The organism is Hyalangium sp. (genome assembly GCF_035629615.1).
Lineage (GTDB): Bacteria > Myxococcota > Myxococcia > Myxococcales > Myxococcaceae > Hyalangium.
In genome coordinates this window covers 1-20,119 of record NZ_DASPHO010000217.1, presented here as the reverse complement: position 1 = coordinate 20,119, position 20,119 = coordinate 1, and the positions used below count along the sequence as shown (strand labels likewise).

Below are 20,119 nucleotides of genomic sequence, written 5' to 3'. Positions count from 1 at the left end.
TGGGACCGAGGCGATGCAGCCCGAGCGAAGGAAGAGTCCGTACAGCCCGAGCCACGGTGCCCGCCGAGTCGTGTCCGCTCCATCTCCACCCTCCTCGGGGCGCCGCTCACTGCGCCAGTTGCCGGAGCGCCCACTGCGCAGCGCTGCGGACCAGGTCGCTCGAGTCCTCGCTGAGCCTCTCCAACAAGGGCCGGGCGTCCGCCTCCCTCGCCACTCCCAGCGCATAGATGGCGTTGCGCCGCAGCCCATCGTACTGCGCCCGCGCGAGCGCCGTGCCCGTGATGAACTTCGCGTACTGCTCCGGGGTGAGCCCGGCCAGCTCCATCACACCCAGGCCCGCCACGGCCCGCGGGGCAAAGCGCGGGTGCTCGGCGAAGAGGGGCCGCCGGTTGAGCGGGCACACGTCCTGGCAGATGTCGCAGCCGAAGACCCTGTTGTCCAGCTCGAGGCGGAAGGCCTCGGGCACCTCGCGCTCGCGGTTCTCGATGGTCTGGTACGAGAGGCACGCGCGCGCGTCCACGCGCCCATTGCCTACCAGCGCTCCCGTGGGACAGGACACCAGGCACTTGCGGCAAGGGCCACACCGGTCCACGGCAGGCCCATCCCCGTAGGAGTCCACCTCCGCGTCGAGGATGACCGTGGCCAGCAGCACCCAGGAGCCAAAGCGCTCGGTGATGAAGCAGCCGTTCCGACCCACGTAGCCCAGGCCCGCTCGCGCCGCCCACACCTTCTCCATCAGCGGGCCGCTGTCTACGCTCCCATAGGTGCCAATGCCCGGGTATGCGCTCTTCACGGCCTTGCGGAAGGCCTTCATGCGGTCCCGCAGCGTGGAGTGGTAGCCCCGGCCCCGCGCGTACCGGGCGATGGGCGAGTCCTCCGCCTCCGCGTCATCCCGGTAGTAGTTGTTGGCGAAGACCACCACCGTCTTCGCCCCCGGGAGAAGCTGGGTGACGTCGAGGCGCTCGGCCGCACGCTCCTTCATCCAGTCCATGTCGGCCGCGTAGCCCGCTTCAATCCACGAGTAGAGGGACTGGGGCGGGATGGGCTCCGCGCGTGAGAAGCCCACGAGGTCGAAGCCGACGGCCTCGGAGAGCTGGCGCAGGTAGGTGGTGGGTAGCGGGTTCACGGCGGGTCTCTTCTACCGCTCCCCGCAGCCAAGGGGAGCTACTTCTCGGGCTTCTCCGGTATCCACTTCACATCTGGGACGCCCACCCGGTGGTTGGCCACACGGGCCATCGTGAAGAGCAGGTCCGAGAGTCGATTGATGAAAACACCCACATCCGCGGGGACCTTCCCCTCGCGCAGCAGTGAGACGACGCGCCGCTCGGCCCGCCGGCACACCGTCCTCGCCAGGTGCAGCGCACTGGACGCCTGACTGCCTCCCGGGAGGATGAAGTGTGTCATCTTGGGCAGCTCGGTCTCGAAGGCGTCGATGGCCTTCTCCATGGCCTCCACCCACTCGGGCTTGATCTGGGGGATGTGCGCCGCGGCCTTGGTGCCCAGAGGCGTGGCCATCACCGCTCCCACCGTGAAGAGCTGGTCCTGGAGCCGCTGGAGCAAGGCGTCCAGATCCGTGGGCATGGAGAGGCTCCGCGCCAGGCCGAGGGTCGCGTTCAGCTCGTCCACCTCGCCGTACGCGTCCACCCTTTCGTCATCTTTTGGAACGCGCCCGCCGCCGAACAACCCTGTCTCCCCTGTGTCCCCCGTCTTCGTGTAGATCTTCATGCCGTTCATGAAACCCTACCTTGCGCTGCTCGAACAGGTCCTGACGCACGGGACGAAGAAGAGCGACCGGACCGGCACCGGCACGCTGAGCCTCTTCGGCCATCAGCTCCGGTTCGAGCTCACCCAGGGCTTCCCGCTGGTCACCACCAAGAAGCTCCACACGAAGTCCATCATCCATGAGCTGCTGTGGATGCTTCAGGGCGACACGAGCGTGCGCACGCTCCAGGCCCAGGGAGTCACCATCTGGGACGAGTGGGCCGACGCCGAGGGAAGGCTCGGCCCCGTCTACGGCCACCAGTGGCGCTCGTGGTCCGCGCCCAACGGCGAGCACATCGACCAGATGCGCCTGCTCGTCGAGGGGCTGCGCAAGAACCCGGACTCGCGGCGCCACATCGTCAGCGCGTGGAACGTGGCGGACCTGCCCGCCATGAAGCTGCCGCCCTGCCACGTGCTCTTCCAGTTCTACGTGGCCGATGGCCGCCTGTCCTGCCAGCTCTACCAGCGCAGCGCGGACATCTTCCTCGGCCTGCCCTTCAACATCGCCTCGTACTCGCTGCTGACGCTGATGGTGGCCCAGGTGACCGGGCTCACCCCGCACGAGTTCATCCATACGATTGGCGACGCGCACCTCTACCTCAACCATGTGGAGCAGGCCCGCATCCAGCTCGCGCGCGAGCCGCGCCCGCTGCCGCGGATGAAGCTCAACCCCGACGTGAAGGACCTCTTCGCCTTCAAGTACGAGGACTTCACGCTGGAGGGGTACGAGCCGCACCCCGCCATCAAGGCGCCCGTGGCCGTATGAGGCTGTCTGCCATCGTCGCCATGGCGTCCAACCGGGTGATCGGCGCCAACAACCGGCTCCCCTGGCGCCTGCCCGCGGACCTCGCACGCTTCAAGCGGCTCACCCTGGGGCACACGCTCGTCATGGGCCGCAAGACGTACGAGTCGATCGGCCGCCCGCTGCCGGGCCGGACGATGGTCGTGGTGACACGCCAGCGGGGCTATGCGCCCGAGGGCGTGAAGGTGGCGCACTCGGTGGACGAGGCGCTCGCGCTGGCCCAGGGAGATGACGAGGTCTTCATCATCGGAGGCGCGGAGCTCTACGCACAGACGATGGACCGGCTGGACCGGCTCTACCTCACCCGCATCGAGCGCGAGTTCCCAGGCGACACGCACTTCCCCGAGGTGGACCTCTCCACCTGGAGGCTGCTCGAGCAGGAGCACCACCCCGCCTCCACCCCCGAGGCCCTTCCCCACTCCTTCCTCACCTACGAGCGGCAGCGCTGAGGCTCGCGCCTATTCTCCTGGTGCGCCCACGAGCCCCTGCACACACTCGCCTACCCGTCTCTCGTCACCGAGGCAACCCCCGCCCATGAAATTTTGACTTTGATTCTCAAAATTGAAATACCCCCCACGAACTGCTACAGACTGAGGCGTGAACCGCACGTGCGCCCGCTTCCTGTTGCCCCTGCTCCTCGTGTTGCCCCTCAGCGCGAGGGCTGCTGAGGAGGGCGCGTCGTCCGAGGGACGCACGTGGCACCGGCTGGTGGGCATCCTCCAGTACCTCGAGGCGGACTACCCGCTCGCGATCGAGTCCCAGTCCGAGTTCGAGCTGGCGGAGCAGCGGAGCTTCATCGCCGAGGCCGTGGTGGCAGCCCAGGAGATCGGGCCCGCGGCGGCGGCCTTCCTCCCGCGGCTCCAGGCGGTGAAGGGCCGGGTGGATCAGGCCCAGGACCCGACGGGCGTCAGCAGGGACTGCGGTGCGCTCGTGGAGGATCTGGTGCTCGCGGGAGGGCTGGCTCGCAGCCCGCGCCGGCCGCCGGACCTCGCGCGCGGAGCGCAGCTCTACAAGGTCTCCTGTGCCGCCTGCCACGGCGCCGACGGCCGCGGCGAGGTGCCCATCGCGCAGACGATGGAGCCTCGGCCCGCCAACTTCCAGGATCCGGAGACCATGGCCGGGCTCATGCCGTACAAGGCCTTCAACACCACCAGCTTCGGCGTCCCGGGCACGGCGATGCCGGGCTTCCCCACGCTCTCCGAGGATGAGCGCTGGTCGCTCGCCTTCTACGTCTTCACGCTGCGCCAGCCACCCTGCGAGGGCACCGCGCCGAGCGTGTCCCTGGAGCGGCTGGCCACCGCCACAGATGCGGAGCTGGCGGCCGAGCATGGTGAGAAGAACCTCGCGTGCCTGCGGAGGAAGCTGCCGGACGCGGACGAGGAGCGCTTGCTGCTGGCGGCGCGCACCCACGTGGAGGAGGCGCTGAGCAAGGGGGCCTCCGGCGACTCCCTGGGGGCACGCAACGCGCTGCTGGAGGCATACCTCAACGGGCTGGAGCCGGTGGAGGTGAAGCTGCGTGCCCGGGATGCGCAGTTGGTCACGCGGCTGGAGCAGACGTTCCTCCAGGCGCGCCTCTCCGCCGAGCGGGGCAGTCCGCGCCTGCAGGATGACGGGCGCGAGCTGTTGAGCCTGCTGGACCAGGCCCGGCGAGGCAGCGGGACGGCAGCGGACATGATCTCCGTGTTCTGGCTCACGCTCTTCATCCTGCTGCGCGAGGGCTTCGAGGCCACCATCATCGTGGCGGCGCTGCTGGCGGCGCTGCGCAAGATGCAAGCGCTGGAGCAGGTGCGCGTCGTGCACGCGGGGTGGGTGTCCGCGCTCGTGGTGGGCGCGCTGGCGTTCCTCTTCGGTCAGCGCCTGCTGGCGGGGGCCAACCGGGAGCTGGTCGAGGGCGTCGTCGCGCTCGTGGCGGTGGGCATGCTGGTGTACGCCGCGCTGTGGCTCAACGCTCGCTCCAACATGAGCCGCTTCATGGGCGAGCTGCGCCAGAAGATGCAGGGCGCGCTCGGCCGCGGGAGCACGCTGGGCCTGTTCGCCATCGCCTTCACGGCGGTGCTGCGCGAGAGCTTCGAGACGGCGATCTTCCTCCAGGGGCTGGCGCTCGACTCGGTGAAGGGCGTGGCCTGGGGCTCGGTGGTGGGCACCGTGGCGATGGTGGCGCTGGTCCTCTTCGTGAACCGTGTGGGCTACAAGCTGCCCATGAAGACGCTGTTCAACGCGTCCACCGTGGTGCTCATCACCACCGCCGTCATGCTGCTGGGCAAGGGGCTGCACGCGCTCCAGGAAGTGGCCCTGCTGCCGCTGGCGCCCATCCCCTTCTTCCAGGTGGACATGCTGGGCATCTTCCCGGATGCCGTCTCGTTCGTGCCCCAGCTGCTGCTCGCGCTCGGGCCCGTGGCCTTCGTCCTCCTCCGCCGGAGCCGCAACGCGCGGCCAGCGGCGGCCTCCTCGCAGGACAGAGGGAGTGCGGACGCGCCCCTCGCTTGATTGTTTGACCTCAAACCAAGTGCTAGATTCCGAGGTATGAGTGCACCTCGAAATCTTCTCGTGGGCGTCTGCTTGCTGCTCGGTGCGTGTGCCGGGAGAACGGTGGCTCCTCTTCAGCGGTATTCCCTGGGCATGGCACGTGCGGAGTATCGGGACTACACCGGGGTGCGGGCTGCGCTGTGTGACTCGGAGCCTCGCTGGCTGGCGGACGAGCTGAGCTCGGTGAACGGACTGCTCGCGCGTTTCCTCGCCAGCACGGCGGAAGCGACGAACCCCCAGGCCCTCCACCATGCCGAGCATCTGAGGCTCCTGCAGGAGGCCACCGGAAGCCTGGGCCCGGTGCTGAAGATCCACCACCAGAACCTTGCGGCGCTCAGTGAGTGTGACTTCCGGCGCTCAGGGGCCTTCCCGGAGATCTCCCGGCGTGGCACGGAGCTGCTGGAGCGCTCGAAGGCCCGGCTCGCCGAGTCCTCAGCCGCGCTGGCCGCAGCCGAGCTGCTGAAGGCCCAGCAGAGATGGTTGGAGGAGGCTCCGGCGCGCAAGGCCACCGCCAGGGAGACGTGGTGCACGCCCGATCCCAAGGTGGGTAACGGGGATCTGTACTTCGCGCGCCAATCCCCCAACGGCCGCACCGAGTGGTTCTTCTGCGATGGCCTCATGGTGGAAGAAGTGGCCGGAGGCGAGCCTCAGCTCATCACTCCGGAGTGGCTCAGTCGCCGGGAGCGCCGCCGCATCCAGTCCCAGCGCTATCTGGACGCGGCGAAGGCCTACCCCGCGAGTGACATCGACCGGCAGCCCGGCTCCAGCGTCGGCTCGGGCACCGCCCCAGCGGAGCAGGCGTCCCGCACGGACTGATCCCCCCGCCTCACCCTTCACTCTTTGCGGAGTGCAAAGTTTGCAAAGCGCCGCCCGCCGGGCGCTCCCCGGGCGCGTGGCTCCTACACGCTGTCGTTCCGCTGATTTATCAAGCAGGGGCGTGGGCCCGGACTTTGCGACATGCGAGGCATCGCAGGAGGTCCTCGCTTGCTTGCTCACTCCCAGCGTCACCGAGGCTTCACCCTCATTGAAGTGATGGCCGCGGTGGTCATCCTCATCATCCTGGCCGCCCTGGCAGGTATCTCCACGGTCTACGGCCTGGGTCGCGCCCGGATGAACACCGCCGTGTTCGACGTGGTGGCGCTCATCCACAGCGCCCAGCTGCGCGCCATCAGCCGCGGCTCTCCCCACTACCTCTTCGTCCGCCAGACTTCCGACGGCCGCGTGCGCGTCCACATGATCGAGCGCCCGGACTCTCCACCCCTCAGCCCCTCGCAGTGGGCGGCGCTGGATCTGACGCAGGGCCCGGGCAAGGCCTTGGAGTTCACCCGCACGCTGCCCGATGGGACGCGAGTGCCGTCGAACGCCCTCCTGCGCGACCAGCTCGTGCTGGGCACCAGCACCGGGCCGGACTCGGGGGGCGTGGCGTTCCTGGACCTGGACTCGCCCCGCATCCTCAGGCCCCTGCCCGCGCCCTTCAGCGCCGTCGCGCTCACCACGGCGGCCACTCCGGCGGACGTGAACACGCCCACGCCGGACCTGATGGCTGGCTGCAACTTCTGCATCAACCCCTCGGGCCAGCCCTACGGCGTGCTGCGCTTCAACACGAACGGAACTCTGGAGGTGGTGACGGGCAACGCCCGCTCCGGAGCCGTCATCGCCTTTGCTCCCAACACCCACCACGAGGCGAGCATCGAGCCCCGGTTGCTGACCCTCTCCGCGCCCGCAGGCTCGGCCGTCGTCTTCTAGGAGATCTCATGAGCCCCTCGCACCTGTCCTCTCGCGGCACCACCCTCATCGAGTCCATGGCGGCCCTGGTCGTCTTCTCCATCGGCATCATCGGCATCATGCAGATGAACGTGCTGGCCAGTGAGCAGAACAACCTGGCTCGCTCTCAGACGCTCGCGAGCAAGATCGCGCGCGACGTGGCCGACTCCTTCGAGCGAATTCCCTTCAATCACCCGGTGCTCAATGTCCCCACCTCGCTGACCCAGGATGATCCGGAGTTTGAGAACATCGACAACCCCAACGGCCTGGTGAGGCTGGAGGACGCAGTGGCGCAGACTGTCGCGCGTCCCCTGCTGGGTGCCGCTGACGCCATCTACACCTCCGAGGGCGACACCACCTTCTACGAGGTGGCGTGGCGCGCCATCCCGGTGGCCAACCCGGACCGGTTTGGCCTGGTGGATCAGATCCGCGTCCTCATCATGGTGCGCTTCCCCACGCCCGGCGGTGGGCGGCGTCAGGTGAGCACCTGGGCCGTTCGCTACAACGTCCCCTTGATCACGGGCGATGACCAGACCCTGGTGGAGATGTGAGCATGCGCAAGTCCTTCCGCTCCCGAGGTTTCACCCTGCTGGAGCTGCTGGTGGGCGCCGCGGTGGGCGCGGTGGTGCTGGCAGGCATCAGCCTGACCTTCATCTCCCAGGCCCGGCAGTACCAGGCCCACGCCAGCCGCCGGGGCGTGCAGGCCAACGCGCGCCAAGCCCTGGCCTTCATGGGCCGTCACCTGCGCTCCGCCGGCTATGGCGTCAACCCGGACAGGGCCATCCTCTCCTGGGACTCATACGACGCGGCCAGCAACCAACAGGCTCCTGGCTTCCCGGATGCCTTCGCGGTGCACTTCCGGGATGAGCTGTTCCGCCGCAGCGCCGCGGCGGTGGCCCCCAACCTCATCTCCCTCCCTCCCACCGAGCCCCTCACCGAGGAGCTGCGCAGGGGGCAGATCCTGCTCGTCGTCTGCACACGAGCCCCCGAGTTCATCGACCCAAGCGTGGACGAGAACCCACCGCACCGGTTCGTCACCGTGGGCCAGTACGTGCCAGCCGGGGCCACGGACATCCCCTTGGACCAGAACCCCGTGCTCCCCCTGGAGGATCGTCCCACCCAGCGTCCTGGCCGCCTGTTCCACGAGGAGACCGTGCCCGGCTTCTCCCATGGCTGCTTCAGCCGAGCCCCTCCGCAGGTGCTGCGGGTCCACCGCGCCGCCTTCTATGTGGCCACGTTCACCCACCCCACCACCGGCGAGCGCAAGCCCTACCTCATGATGCACCAGGGGCTGGACATGCCCTCGGCCGGCAATCTCCAGGGTGACGGCGTCATCGACGCCAACGACGCGGTGCCCGTGGCCGAGGGTATCGAGCAGCTCCAGGTGGCCTACATCCTGGACACCCACCGCCTCGACCCCGACAACACGCCGCTCATCCTCGGCGTCAACGAGCCCATGGGACTCAGCCACTTCGGCGAGGCGTGGGAGCAGGTGGATCCGGTCAACCTGCCTGCGGGCTGGTTCTTCAACGTCGGCTTCAGCGCCGTACCTCCCGAGGTCATGGCTCAGCGGCGCCTGAGGGATCACCCCGCCAACATCCGCCAGGTGCGCCTGACTCTGGTCTCGCGCAGCTCCGTCCCTGACCCACAGATTGTCGGCGACGACTTCCTGCGCAGGCCTGATGGCAGCCCCTTCCCGGATGGCGTGGCGCTGCCCAACGGCGTTGTCCCCTGGCGCCACCTGGAGAACCTGGACATGCCTCCCGCGCAGGACTTCACCCCCGCGGGCGGCAGCTTCTACCGAGTCCTCCTGCGTGAATCCATCACCCCCAAGAACCTGCTGTTGAACCGGCAGTTTGCCCCCAGCACCCCTGGTGGAGGCTGAACCCCATGCAACTCCTGACTCCCACTCCTCGAGGCATGGCACTGGTGATGGCCATGATCGTCATCGTGTTGATGACGCTGCTGGTGGCCGGCGCCATCTCCTTCACTGGCACCGAGCGCGCCGCCTCGGAGGTCCAGACCCAGGAGGACATCATGTCCTCGTGTGTTCAGGCCGCCCGCAACCTGTTCCTCTCCAAGCTGGTCATGTTGGACAAGGACAGCCCCGCGAAGATCTCCTTCGACGAGGATCTGCGGGGCGTCCAGCTGCGCACCGGACACTTCACCGGGTTGACGGGAGGGAGCGCCGAGGACGTGTCCAGCGCCATGAAGGACCCGAACAAGGGCGTCAACAACATCAACCAGACGGACGGCGTTCCCCTGCAGCCTAAGTTCTACAGAGTCACCGCGGTGTGCCGGGAGACCGCGGCCTCCACCAGCCCCGAGCGCGAGATCGAGTTCATGGTCCGAGTCGGCCTGTAGCGACTTCTGGACCGAGCACCACCACCGCCGGACGTCGTCACCGCTCCGGACGGGCGGCGGCAGGTGCAGCAGAGTCAGGCCGTCACGGGGCTCGCGGCCCAGGGAGAGAAGTGCCTCGAAGAGGCCGTGTTTGAGACCAGCACCGAGTCCACTGGCATGTTCCCAGCAGCCTCTTCTCTCCCCCGCAGTCTCCTCCAGTCTTGGAGACATAATGGAGACCGCTACTACAGGAGGTCGAAGGCAGTGAGGATTCCGGCGAGCCGTGCACCTTCGGCTTCAAGAACCAAGAAGGGACGTCCGTTGAACGGCTTCACCAGTACGTCGGGTACCTCTTGGTCCACATCGACGGTGACTGTCGGGTCGAGCGTCAATCCCTGCTTCAACGCTTCGCCGACGCTCATGTCGAGCCGCGTGCGCCGATCACCGATCCGGATGAACTGCACCACCGAGTAGTCCGAGAGCAACTTCCAGTTCCCTTCCGCGTCCTTGATGGGCAGGTACGAGAACGAGTTCGCCAGCATCGAATGACGGACCACCCCGAGCGGCTGCCACAACTCGGCGCAGGTGGGGCTCGCGACCATGAAGTGCCGTACACGTTGGGGGATGACTTGAGCCATGAGCGCGTCCTCCAGAATAAGCGCGACGCGGATCGCATTGGTGGTGAGGTGGCGGGCCGAGGCGCCTTGGTGGAGCGCGTCGTTCCGTGCGATGCGGACCAGGTCTAGAAGATGCTGGGGTTCGAGGTTGGTCTGAGGCGTCCCGGCGCCGTCTACGTTCGGCGCCACCAAATGCAAGATGGCCTTCGTGTACGCGTCTAAGCCCTTACCTGTGCCGCCACGAAGGTAGGCCCCGAGGCGCTCGAACGTGAAGAGGAGATCGTGGAAGTCCTCGGCGTCCCGGAGTGCTTGCGCCCGCGCCTCCCGAAGTTGGTTCCGGAAGAACAGAGCCGACGCTTCATCGACCTTTGCTGCCGTGGGCACCATCAGCGCGAATGTACCACAGGGGCGCCTTGAACAAGGTCCCTCGTGCACAGGAGCCGAGGAGCGCGTGAAGGCCGCCCGTCAACGAAGAGGTCTACCCTGGGTCTAAGGCCCAGGTGCCTTCTTCCCACCGCTTCAACGCCTCGGAGGCCGCGAAGGAAACAAGGCCCTCCCCCCGTGCCGCCTCATTCAAAACCGCTTTGGCTTCCTCCGTTCTATGGCGAAGGAGGAAAGCTGCCGCCTTGACTCGAACGTCCATGCGAGGGTGCGCGAACAGAGCGGCGAGTGCATCCCTCCCAGGGTTGCCATGCGCGCACAGCTTGTCGAATGCCGCGTTCACCTGCTTGGCGTGCTTGTTTCCGGTCTTCGCGTCCCCCCTCCAGATCGCATCGGTCTGGGCAGCGGCGTGCTGGGCGAACGCCTCCACGAGTTTTTCGAGATTCACTTCCGAACTCCCCAGATTCCTTTCTGGACCTTCTCGATGGCCTGCAATCCGAACTGGCGTTGGGCCTCATAGGACTGCGTGCTCAGCCACTGTCGCACCGTCAGGCTCCTCGAACCGGTGATTTCCTGTTGAATCGATGAATAGAACCCGCTCAGGCGCGTGTGCAGCCCTTTTTCCAGCGGGATGACGTTCTCGGTGGTGTGAAGGGCATGAGGTCCGAACCGCTCCACGTTGCCTGGTGTCTGCTCGACGAGGTGGTGCCACTGCTTGCCCTTCCCCGCCGAGCCCAAGGCACTCTTGAGGCCGGTGAACGAGCCCCAGGATCTGAAGCCGGCAGGATTGACGCCGGCAGAGGAGCCTCCTCCGCCCATGCTCTGGGCCGCCATGGCGACCGCCGTGGCAGGCAGGGAGATGACGACGGTGCCTCCTACAACGGCCACCGAACTTACCTGTCCCACGTTCGCCAGGTGGATTCCCAGCCGCGAGGCCCCCACTGCCGCCGCTTCCGAGAGGCTGGGCAGCATCGGAAGCCGTGAGGCCAGCAAGGCGGCACCCCCGGCCATGCCATGGCTCACCACCACCGTCACCGCGAGGACGAAGACACGTGCCACCTTGGGGCCGATCCGGTTCGCAAAGCGCTGGCTGGCGTGCTCCAACTCCTCCCACGTGGTTGCCCGATCGGTGGCCCACTTCAACTCCCGGCTCGCGTCCACCACCTCCAGAAAGGTCTCCACTCCCAGATAGATCAACAGGAGCGCTGAGACGATGGCCGCCGCCTTGGTGAACACGGGCTCGGGGTTGGCCGCCAAGACGGCCCAGGTGATGAGCCCCGTCGCGATGACGGTGTAAAAGAGCTGAGGAGCCAGGGTGTCTTCCACCGCTTTGGAGATGCTCTCCTTCAGGGGTTCGAGTGACAGCCCCAGGGCTACCCGCAGCTTGTCCCACAGACTCAGGCCCATCACGTCATCGAGCAAGGAGAGGCAGTTATCCCTGCGCTGGCCCGGCTCGCAGAAGCCGCCGAAGCTCTTGCTCATGAGGCGCTGCCAGCGAGTGTCCTCGTCGTTGTCTGGATAGGAGGCGCGCACCAGCCAGCCTTGCTGAGGAGGGCGGAACGTCAGCGGCGTATTCAGCACCAGCTGCGTCAGCGATTCCTCGAACGCTTCCGCGTCCACCTTCACGGACTGGGTCGAGGTGGGCGGCCTGTACTCCAAGGGCGCCCCCTGACCCGTATCGAGGCGTACCCCACGCGAGGTGGCGCACGCATTGAGCAGAGCCAAGAGCAAGACCGCAGCGGTCAGACGGGTTGCCATGGGCACCCTCCAGATCGAGAAGGGGCCCAGTCTACGGGAGCGTCACCCCAGAGACGATGAAGCTCTGGGTCCCATCCACATCCCACCATGGGAGGGGGAAGTTGGCCGGCTTCCTCTCCACGGAGCTTCCTCGGAGCCCGGCACGTCAGGGGGCTGTGGCCACGCGCTCCTTCAGCCACTGGGCCACGTCCCCGATCACCTCCGCCTTCTCCGGCTCGTGCAGCAGGTCGTGGTACAGCCCGTGATACAGCTTGAGGGTCTTGTCCGTGGAGCGCGCGCTCTTCACCAGCGCCTTGCTGCCCTCAGGGTCCGTCACCGTGTCCGCGGTGCCGTGCATCACCAGCACCGGCGTGGATACTTCCTCCATCCGCTCTGAGATCGTGTTGAGCGCGCCGAGGAGCCGGGAGGCAGTGCGTGCCGGGCCTCCCTGCTGGAAGATCAGCGGATCCGTCTCGTTCTCCTTCACCACCGCCGGATCCCGTGAGAACTGCTTCGGATCCAGCTCCAGCACCTTGAGGTTGGGGAGGACGCCGCCGATGACCTTCGTGGTGGCGATGAGCGCCTTCGACACGTCCGCGCCCGGCTTCAGCGCGGGAGCGCTCAACACCATCCCCTGAATGTCTGGCTTCTTCTCCACCGTGAAGAGCGTGACGATGGCTCCCCCCATGCTGTGGCCCAGGAGGAAGACGGGCCGGCCAGGCTCGCGCTGGCGCACGCGCTCGAGGAACAGCCCCAGGTCCGTCAGGTACTCCTCGAAGGAGTCGATGTGGACGCGGACGCCCTCCGAGTGACCGTGCCCTCTCAGATCGAAGGCGTGCACCGCGAAGCCCTGTCCCACCAGGTGCTCGGCCAGCTCTCCGTAGCGGGTGCTGTGGTCTCGCAGCCCGTGGACGACGATGAGGACGGCCCGGGGCTCCTCACTCACCGGACGCCAGGACTGTGAGAAGAGCTGGAGTCCGCCCGTGCCCTCGAACGTGGACTCCTCGTGGGAGACGTCCCGTCCAGCGGCGGCCGAGAACGCTGTCTTTCCCGTGCCGGGAGGACGCACGGACTGGCTCGGGCCCTGGCACGCGGCCAGGACGAGCAGGCAGGAAAGGAGGGGAAGGAGCTGCGACGGCGGCCTCGAGGAAGCGCGGGGAAGGTTCATGCCCAAGATGTGCCGGAAACCGCGCCGTGGAACATCGGCCAGATGGCCTATCGGCGTGATTCACGTCTTGAGCAGATCGTTCTCGATGGCGAACAACGCCGCGGCGGCCCGGGTAGAAACCCCGATCTTGTCGTAGATGTGGATGGTGTGGTGCTGCACGGTGCGTGCGGAGATGGAGAGCCGCTGCGCCACCTCCTTGTTGGAGCTCCCCTGAGCCACGAGCCGCAGCACCTCCACCTCTCGGTCGCTCAGCCCGGCCGGCCAGGCGCCTCTCTTCCTGCGTGCGCTGTGGCCCGCGGCCTCGAGCACCGCGCGGGCCGCCTCACCGTCCAGCCGCCGGACCGAGACCTCCGCCTCCAGGCTCCGGGCGGCTTCCTCGGGTGAGCGCGCCGGACGGTGGGGCCGCGCCTCCGTCAGCGCGTGGTAGCTGTCCGCCACGGCCAGGATGCGCGCCGGCAGTGCCAGGAGTGAGGCGGGCGCGTTGCGATGGTAGCCCGCGCCATCCAGCCGCTCGTGATGTGCGCCCGCCAGCACCCCCAACGGAGCCAGCAGCGGAGAGCGCGCCAGCACCCGCTCCGTGTAGTACGGGTGCAGCCGGACGCGCTCCCACTCCGCCGCGCTCAGCGGCCCGGGCTTCTCCCAGATGTTGGTGGGCACGCTCACCGCGCCGAGATCATGGAGCAACCCCGCCCGGCGCAGCGCCGTGCATGTGGTGTCATCGAGTCCGGCGACCTTGCCCGCGGCCTCGGCCAGCGCTGCCACTCCCGAGGAGTGCCCCAGCGTGTAGGCCGACTTCAGATCGACGAAGTCCGCGAAGGCGCGCGCCACGTCCTCCAGGCGCGCCGCGTCCTCCCGAGGCCTCTGCCCAGGCTCCGCGGCGAGCACCGCATCCCAGACAGAGGGCGCGTCCAGCTTCCCCAGCAGCGCCGGCGCGCACGCGTCGAAGGTGCGAGCCACGGCTGGATCGAAGTGGCTGCCGCTGCGGCGGCGCACCATCTGGCGTGCCGCCTCCGCACCGCTGAGCCGGTGGTGGACTTCCGCCGCGCAGGCCACGTGCATGATGCGCGCGACGAAGGACAGCGACTCGCCCCCGCTCCTCGCCGGAGCCCCCTTCCCATCCCAGCGCTCGTAGAGCTGCCCGAGCGCCTCGGTCACTCCCGCGCCCATGCCCAGCCGCGCCGCGAGCCGGACCGCGACCTCGCAGGTGCTGCGCGCCATGGTGTCATAGGAGCGCTGTACGCCCACCAGGGCGCCGGCCACGACGCGTGCGCGCTTCAGCGGCCCCGAGCCCTTGCCCAGCCGGGCCAAAGTCGCAGGGAGCAGCTCGGACTTCCGGCCAAAGTCCAGCGGCGCGTAGAGCTGCTTGGCGGCGATGTCATCGCCGAACGCCGCGGCCTCCTCGGGCGCGAACGCGGTACACCCGAGGTAGCGCAGCATCGCCGCGTCATAGGCATCCGAGACCTGCTGCTCGGTTGCGCCCGCCTCGCGCGCCAGCTCCACCGCCAGCAGGCAGGTCCGCAGCGACGTCTCCAGGGGGTTGCCATTGGCCAGATCCGTGGCCAGGGAGAGCGCGCCCAATACCTCGGCGAGCCGGAGCGTCTGGGGGGAAGAGGACACGCCCCCAGTATTGCCTCGAATCGGGGCGCTCAGGCCACCTGCTTCCCATCGGGCCCACCACCCTCCCGGCCCGTGGCCAGCGGGAGCGTGATGCGGAAGGTCGTGCCATGCCCCTGCTCGCTCTCCACCTCGATGGTGCCTCCCATCGCGGTGACGATGTTGTGGCACACCGACAGGCCCAGCCCGGTGCCCTCACCGACGGGCTTGGTGGTGAAGAAGGGCTCGAAGATGCGCTCCAGGTTCTCCTGGGGGATGCCACATCCGGTGTCTCGGACCTCCAGCAGGACCCCCCCGGCCCCGCTCTCACGCGCCACCACGCGCACCTCGTTCTCCTCCGGCTTCCCCGGCTCGATGGCCTGCGCGGCGTTCCTGAGCAGGTTGATCACCACCTGGCCCAGCTGGGGGCCGTTACCCCAGACCCCCGGAACCCCGTCGCAGTCCTCCACCAGCCGGGCCCGGTCCCTCAGCTCTCGCGAGGCGAGCTTGACGGCACCTTGGACCACGCTCCCCAGCTCCACCGTGCCCAGCGCCACGTCGTCCCGCCGGGACATCATCCGGAACTGCTGGACGATGAGGCGGACGCGCTCGGCGCCCTCATGGGCCGCGGCAGCGGCCTCCAGCACCTCCTGGCGCTCTGGAGTGAGGGCTTCCTCGTCCTGCTCGAGCTCCTTCCGGATGAAGCGCAGGTTGCTGAGGATGTACGACAGCGGGTTGTTGATCTCGTGGCCCACTCCCGCCGCGAGCTTCCCCATCGTGGCGAGCCGGTCCGAGAAGCGGAGCTGCTCCTGGGTCGTTCGGAGCTGCTTCAGGCTCTCCTCCAGGCGGGCATTGGCTGCCTCCAGCTCGGCGGTGCGCGCACGCACCGTGTCCTCCAGCACGGCGCTGTAGCGGTGGGCTTCCCGCTCGGAGGCCTCGGCCTCGGCCTTGATGAGCCGCTGCTTCTCTTGAAGGGTGCCGCGCAGCTCCGCGGCCATGCGATCCATGGCACGCGCCAGCAGCCCCAGCTCGTCCTTGCCCATCGCTGGCAGGGCCACCTCGAAGTCACCGCGGCCGATACGCTCCGCGGTGATGCGCAGCTGGCGCAGCGAGCCTCGCAGCGGCAGGAGGATGGAGAGGGTCATCGCCACGGTGATCACGATGCAGAGGACCGTGACCATCGTCCCGCCGAGCTGGATCCGCGCCACGCTCGAGTTCCACCGGTGCCGCCGCTGCGTCAGCTCCTCTTGCTCCGCGCGCCGGAGGGAGTCGATGTACTGCCCCACCCGCTCCTCATAGTCCTGGTAGAGCTGCCACTCCACCGCCGGCGCGATAGGCCTCCGCTCCGGCTCCGAGCGCAAGCGCTTCTCGGTGCTCTCCATCCAGTGCAGCAGCGTCTCCAGGGCATGGGTGACCTCCTTGCGCTCCTGCTCGCGCGCAAAGGACTCCCCCACCTCCTCTGCTTCTTCCTGCGCCAGGGTGGCCTCGAACCGCTCCCGCTCCGCAAGTACCTGCGCCTGCTGCTCACGGAGCACGAGCGCGGTGTCATGTCCCTTCTCCCGCGCACGGCTCAACGCGTTCAGGAAGGGCCAGACCGCGTCATCCAGCCGGCCCAGGCTCTCGAGCTGCTCCTGAGAAGCCACCACCCGCTCGCGGATCCTGCGGCCCGTCCGTGCTCCGTAGGAGACCGAGCCTGACAGCACGCAGATAACCGTGATGGTCACCGCCGCAAACAACAGGATCTTGGTGCTCACCGACATGGACGGCGTCCCCCAGCCCTACTCGCTCCCATGAAACATAGTCTAAACAGGAAATTCCGGACAACGCGCTATCCCGGATCCGCTGTGACCGTGGGCTGCTGGCCTGCTCCCCTTCCTGGCTGAGCGGGCGGGCAGGTGTTGATCGGTGGGCAGGCAATGCCGACCTTGCTTCCTAAGGAGGGCGACATGCCCCGCGGAGACAAGAGCAAGTACACGGACAAGCAGAAGCGCCGCGCCGAGCACATCGCCGAGGGCTACACCGCGCGTGGCAAGAGCGAGAAGGAGGCGAAGCGGCGCGCCTGGGCCACGGTGAATGCCGAGTCTCACGGCGGAGAGAAGCCGGGCGGCTCGGGGTATGGGAAGCCGGAGACCCATCAGTCCTCACGGCGCGGAGGCCAGCGCAGCATGGCCTCGCGCACGCCTGCGCAGCGCTCGAGCGCCGCGAAGAAGGCCGCGGCGACCCGCCAGCGCAAGTCGGTCCAGCGCAGCGTGGCGGCCAAGCGGGCCGTGGCGAAGCGCAAGGCGAGCAAGCGGTAGTCCCCCTCTCACCACGAAACCACCCCAGGAGACACAGCCATGCCCCACAAGCGTGAACTCATCGAGCCGACCCCTGGCGACAAGCGGTATGTGCGCCGGGATGATCAGGGCCGCTTCAAGGAGGTCGAGGACGTGGGCCGCTCGCTCTCGCAGGATCGCAAGCGCGAGGCCAAACACGAGTCGAAGAAGGGCCAGGGGGACCGCGGCGACCGGAAGCACTGACGGGGCTCAGGCCCGGAAGTAGCTGTCCTGCTCGACGCGGACGAGGCCCTCCTCCACCAGCTTCTCCAGCGTGGCCAGGGCGCTGCGCTGGGCCACCGGGTGAAGGAAGGGCGGCGTGTCCGCGTAGGCGCTCTCCACCACCTGCACCAGCGTCGCCCCCGAGGGAGGCAGGGCCTCCAGGATCCGCGTGGCCCGTGCGGCGCGATGATCGAGGTACTCCTGCAGCTTGCCCGGCCCATCGGGGATGGGCCCTCCATGCGCCGGGTACATCGTGGTGACGGGCCAGTCCCGAAGCCGCGCGAGCTGCGCCAGGTAGTCGCGCATGTTGCCCTCGGGTGGATCGATGACGATGGTGCTCACGCTCGCGACCATGTCTCCCACCACCGCCGCGCGGGTGCGCTCGTCCACGAGGCAGAGGTGCCCGCGCGCGTGCCCCGGCGTGTGCAGCACGCGCCAGCGCTGAGGCAGGCTGCCCGCGAGCTCCAGCACCTCCCCGTCCTGCAGCAGCCGCTCCGTGGGCACGTCCAGCCGGTCCGCCGTGCGCGCGTGGCACCACAGCGGGAGCCCCAGCTGCTCCTTCACCGTCTTCACCCCGCCCACGTGATCCCCGTGGTGATGGGTGAGGACAACCGCCACCGGGCGCATCCCCTCCCCCTCGAGGATGGACAGCAGCTCCCGCAGCTTCTCGAGCTCGCGGACATCCTCCGCGCCGGGATCGACGATGAGCAGCTCGCCGTGGCCCAGCACGTACCCGTTGGTGTGCGTGGCGGGCGGCAGCGTGGGCGTCACCATCGGGACGATCCGGATTCCCTGCTGGAACTCGACGAGCGTGGCGATGCCGTCCGGGCAGTGCGGCGGCGCCTCCAGCCGCGCAAGCACGGCCTCGGGCGTGTCGAACTGCGCCAGCACCTGGAGCACATACACGCCAGGAGCGTGCAGCAGCGCCGTGCCCTCTCCCCAGCGCTCGAGCGCCGCCTTCGGCTCCACCCACGCCGCCTCTGTCAGCTCGCCCGGCCACAGCTCCGCCACCGCGTACGGCGGCGCCTCCACCAGGAAGAAGCGGGTGTCGAAGCGCACCGGCACATACGGAGGGGTGATCCACCTCCCCGCGGGCCGGAAGTCCTCCGCTCGCAACGCCAGGCCTGCCTCGGTCAGCAGCTCCCCCCACTTGCGCTCCTCCGCGAGGAGCGCCCGGCGCATCTCCTTCAACCGCTCCGGGCCCAGCACCTCCGCCCCCTCGGCCACCAGCACCCCGGTCTCCTCGAGGAGCTCGCGCGCGGCGGCCACGATCATCGCGGCCTCCTCTCCGGAGGCCCCGCGCACCGGAACCTCCTGGTCCGCCCGGTCCACCTTCCCACCCGGAAAGGCGTAGAAGCCGCCCGCGAACCGGAGCGCCTTCTCCCGCTTCACCCAGAACACCTCCGCCCCCGCGCCCACCCGCCGGTACAGCACCGCCACCGCGGCCCGCCGAGGCGTCGCGGGTGGAGGCGGCGGTGGCATCCCTGGAAGCGCCTCGCTCATGACTGCACCGCCTGTCCCAGCAGCCGGCTCATCAGGGCCCGCGCCGCTTCGATCTGATCCGGCCGCACGTACACCCGCGTCAGGCGCACCGAGCCGCTGTAGCGCTGGTACAGCGGCGTGTACCGCGCCACCTCCGTGAGCCGGCCCGTGGAGACGTCGATGATGAAGAGGCCAGGGCTCTGGCCCTCGCCCATGTACTTGGAGAGCACGCCGTGCGACTCGACGACATAGTGCTCGAGCTGGGCGGCCACCAGCGCGCTCCGCAGCACGTCCAGGTCATACCCCGTGTCCCGCTCGGTGAACTGGGCCAGCAGCTTGAAGCCCCGGCGCGTCGAGATGCGCTCGGCCCACCGGTTCTTCGAGCGCCGCAGCGTGTACCAGAGCGCCGCGTCATCGCAGAGCAGGAAGGCCTCGGGGTCCGCGGGGATCTCGAACTCGCCGGGTGACTCCTCGTAGTAGCGCCGCAGCATGTAGTCGAAGTTCACCGAGGTGTGGTGGTAGTAGACCGAGACGAACATGTGGTAGCGGCTGAGGAGGAAGTCCTCGAAGGCGAACGCCGCCGCTCGGCTCAGCGCCAGGTGCGCGCGCCCATCCTTCACCGCCGGGTTCAAGTTGGAGCTGATCCACTCGAAGTCGTAGCGGCCGTAGTTGACGCCCGTATAGAAGGAGTCGCGCAGCAGGTAGTCCATCCGGTCCGCGTCCAGCTCTCCGGAGACGAGTGCGCGCAGCAGCGGCATCCAGTCCACGCCTCGGTGCGTGAAGCCCGGATCCTTCGGCGGCTTCGCGCCCGTAATGAGCGCCACCACCGCGTCCGCGCGGATGCCCAGCGGCCCGAAGTGCTCCTCGATGAGCGGGGTGAGCGAGCTGTCCAGGAGGACCTTCGCGGTGAAGTCCTCGTGGGTCGCCTGAGGCCCCTCCGCCGTGGCATCCAGCCAGGCGGGCAGCTTCAAGGCCGCTCGCGGAGGGGCGATGCGCTCGGACGCGTGGGACAGGGGCATGTGGCCCAGGTCATGGCACAGCACCGCCAGCCTCACCGCGGTACAGAATCGTGACTGGACATCCTCAGGCAGCTCCGACTGGGCCGCCACCGCGCCGAACAGCCGCGAGGCCACGTGCATGGCCCCCAGCGAGTGGGCGTGGCGCGTATGGGTCGCCCCCGGGAAGGCCAGGTCTCCGAACCCCAGCTGTCGCACATGGCGAAGCCGCTGATAGTGGCGGCTGTCAATGATGGCCTTCTCCGGGTCACTCACCGCGATGGTGCCGTGGATGGGGTCGCGAATCCGCATGGTTCCCTTTCCATACTCCTGGATACCCCTGCCGGGCAGCACTCCTTGAAAGCTTGGACGACCAACCGATCAAGCCTCCGCGACGGGCTGGGATCGGCTCG

The 20,119-nt window shown here is 68.4% G+C and carries 20 protein-coding genes; 10 read left to right on the top strand and 10 right to left on the bottom strand.

What is annotated here, in order from left to right; all coding sequences use genetic code 11:
* Nucleotides 1–106: 106 nt before the first annotated feature.
* The gene (queG, locus tag VD972_RS11105) at nucleotides 107–1,126 is read right to left on the bottom strand and encodes a tRNA epoxyqueuosine(34) reductase QueG (RefSeq protein WP_324985053.1); all 1,020 of its coding nucleotides are present in this window, start codon (nucleotides 1,124–1,126) and stop codon (nucleotides 107–109) included.
* A 38-nt stretch (nucleotides 1,127–1,164) separates the two neighbouring features.
* Nucleotides 1,165–1,725, bottom strand: coding sequence for a cob(I)yrinic acid a,c-diamide adenosyltransferase (locus VD972_RS11100; RefSeq protein ID WP_324985056.1), 561 nt, complete (start codon nucleotides 1,723–1,725; stop codon nucleotides 1,165–1,167).
* Nucleotides 1,726–1,732: 7 nt separating this feature from the next.
* Here VD972_RS11100 and VD972_RS11095 point away from each other — a divergent pair, with 7 nt between their 5' ends.
* From VD972_RS11095 to VD972_RS11060, 8 genes are all read left to right on the top strand, one after another.
* On the top strand, nucleotides 1,733–2,527 hold the full coding sequence (locus VD972_RS11095) for a thymidylate synthase (protein WP_324985050.1): 795 nt from the start codon (nucleotides 1,733–1,735) through the stop codon (nucleotides 2,525–2,527).
* Nucleotides 2,524–3,012, top strand: coding sequence for a dihydrofolate reductase (locus tag VD972_RS11090; protein ID WP_324985048.1), 489 nt, complete (start codon nucleotides 2,524–2,526; stop codon nucleotides 3,010–3,012). Before VD972_RS11095 ends, VD972_RS11090 begins: the two co-directional genes overlap by 4 nt.
* A gap of 148 nt (nucleotides 3,013–3,160) precedes the next feature.
* Nucleotides 3,161–5,050, top strand: coding sequence for an FTR1 family protein (locus VD972_RS11085; RefSeq protein ID WP_324985045.1), 1,890 nt, complete (start codon nucleotides 3,161–3,163; stop codon nucleotides 5,048–5,050).
* A gap of 132 nt (nucleotides 5,051–5,182) precedes the next feature.
* Complete coding sequence (locus tag VD972_RS11080) at nucleotides 5,183–5,905, top strand: hypothetical protein (RefSeq protein ID WP_324985041.1); 723 nt, start codon at nucleotides 5,183–5,185, stop codon at nucleotides 5,903–5,905.
* Nucleotides 5,906–6,073: 168 nt separating this feature from the next.
* Nucleotides 6,074–6,835, top strand: a complete 762-nt coding sequence (locus VD972_RS11075) for a type II secretion system protein (protein WP_324985037.1) — start codon at nucleotides 6,074–6,076, stop codon at nucleotides 6,833–6,835.
* A gap of 8 nt (nucleotides 6,836–6,843) precedes the next feature.
* Entirely contained in the window at nucleotides 6,844–7,404 is a 561-nt protein-coding gene (locus VD972_RS11070) for a hypothetical protein (protein WP_324985034.1), read from the top strand.
* Between the two features lie 2 nt (nucleotides 7,405–7,406).
* Complete coding sequence (locus VD972_RS11065) at nucleotides 7,407–8,738, top strand: PilW family protein (protein ID WP_324985031.1); 1,332 nt, start codon at nucleotides 7,407–7,409, stop codon at nucleotides 8,736–8,738.
* Between the two features lie 5 nt (nucleotides 8,739–8,743).
* On the top strand, nucleotides 8,744–9,217 hold the full coding sequence (locus VD972_RS11060; RefSeq protein WP_324985029.1) for a hypothetical protein: 474 nt from the start codon (nucleotides 8,744–8,746) through the stop codon (nucleotides 9,215–9,217).
* Nucleotides 9,218–9,441: 224 nt separating this feature from the next.
* Here VD972_RS11060 and VD972_RS11055 read toward each other — a convergent pair whose 3' ends face one another.
* From VD972_RS11055 to VD972_RS11030, 6 genes are all read right to left on the bottom strand, one after another.
* Complete coding sequence (locus tag VD972_RS11055) at nucleotides 9,442–10,200, bottom strand: hypothetical protein (RefSeq protein ID WP_324985027.1); 759 nt, start codon at nucleotides 10,198–10,200, stop codon at nucleotides 9,442–9,444.
* A gap of 91 nt (nucleotides 10,201–10,291) precedes the next feature.
* On the bottom strand, nucleotides 10,292–10,642 hold the full coding sequence (locus VD972_RS11050; protein WP_324985025.1) for a DUF2019 domain-containing protein: 351 nt from the start codon (nucleotides 10,640–10,642) through the stop codon (nucleotides 10,292–10,294).
* The gene (locus tag VD972_RS11045) at nucleotides 10,639–11,952 is read right to left on the bottom strand and encodes a hypothetical protein (RefSeq protein WP_324985022.1); all 1,314 of its coding nucleotides are present in this window, start codon (nucleotides 11,950–11,952) and stop codon (nucleotides 10,639–10,641) included. The genes VD972_RS11050 and VD972_RS11045 overlap by 4 nt, the downstream gene beginning before the upstream one ends.
* A 145-nt stretch (nucleotides 11,953–12,097) precedes the next feature.
* Nucleotides 12,098–13,000, bottom strand: a complete 903-nt coding sequence (locus VD972_RS11040) for a lysophospholipase (RefSeq protein WP_324985020.1) — start codon at nucleotides 12,998–13,000, stop codon at nucleotides 12,098–12,100.
* Between the two features lie 159 nt (nucleotides 13,001–13,159).
* Nucleotides 13,160–14,716 carry an HD domain-containing phosphohydrolase gene (locus VD972_RS11035; RefSeq protein ID WP_324985017.1) on the bottom strand — a complete coding sequence of 519 codons (1,557 nt, stop codon included), beginning with the start codon at nucleotides 14,714–14,716 and terminating at the stop codon, nucleotides 13,160–13,162.
* Between the two features lie 29 nt (nucleotides 14,717–14,745).
* A complete protein-coding gene (locus VD972_RS11030) occupies nucleotides 14,746–16,452 on the bottom strand; it encodes a sensor histidine kinase (RefSeq protein ID WP_324985015.1) in 1,707 nt (568 codons plus the stop codon).
* 186 nt (nucleotides 16,453–16,638) lie between these two features.
* On the opposite strand from VD972_RS11030, the gene VD972_RS11025 reads away from it, so the two are divergent.
* Nucleotides 16,639–16,989: a plasmid stabilization protein gene (locus VD972_RS11025; protein ID WP_324985011.1), complete on the top strand. Its 351-nt coding sequence runs from the start codon at nucleotides 16,639–16,641 to the stop codon at nucleotides 16,987–16,989.
* Nucleotides 16,990–17,028: 39 nt separating this feature from the next.
* A complete protein-coding gene (locus tag VD972_RS11020) occupies nucleotides 17,029–17,211 on the top strand; it encodes a hypothetical protein (protein WP_324985008.1) in 183 nt (60 codons plus the stop codon).
* Nucleotides 17,212–17,217: 6 nt separating this feature from the next.
* Here the strand turns inward: VD972_RS11020 and VD972_RS11015 are convergent, their stop codons facing one another.
* Both VD972_RS11015 and VD972_RS11010 read right to left on the bottom strand, forming a co-directional pair.
* The gene (locus VD972_RS11015) at nucleotides 17,218–18,732 is read right to left on the bottom strand and encodes an MBL fold metallo-hydrolase (protein WP_324985005.1); all 1,515 of its coding nucleotides are present in this window, start codon (nucleotides 18,730–18,732) and stop codon (nucleotides 17,218–17,220) included.
* Nucleotides 18,729–20,018: an HD domain-containing protein gene (locus VD972_RS11010; RefSeq protein WP_324985002.1), complete on the bottom strand. Its 1,290-nt coding sequence runs from the start codon at nucleotides 20,016–20,018 to the stop codon at nucleotides 18,729–18,731. The genes VD972_RS11015 and VD972_RS11010 overlap by 4 nt, the downstream gene beginning before the upstream one ends.
* Between the last annotated feature and the right edge of the window lie 101 nt (nucleotides 20,019–20,119).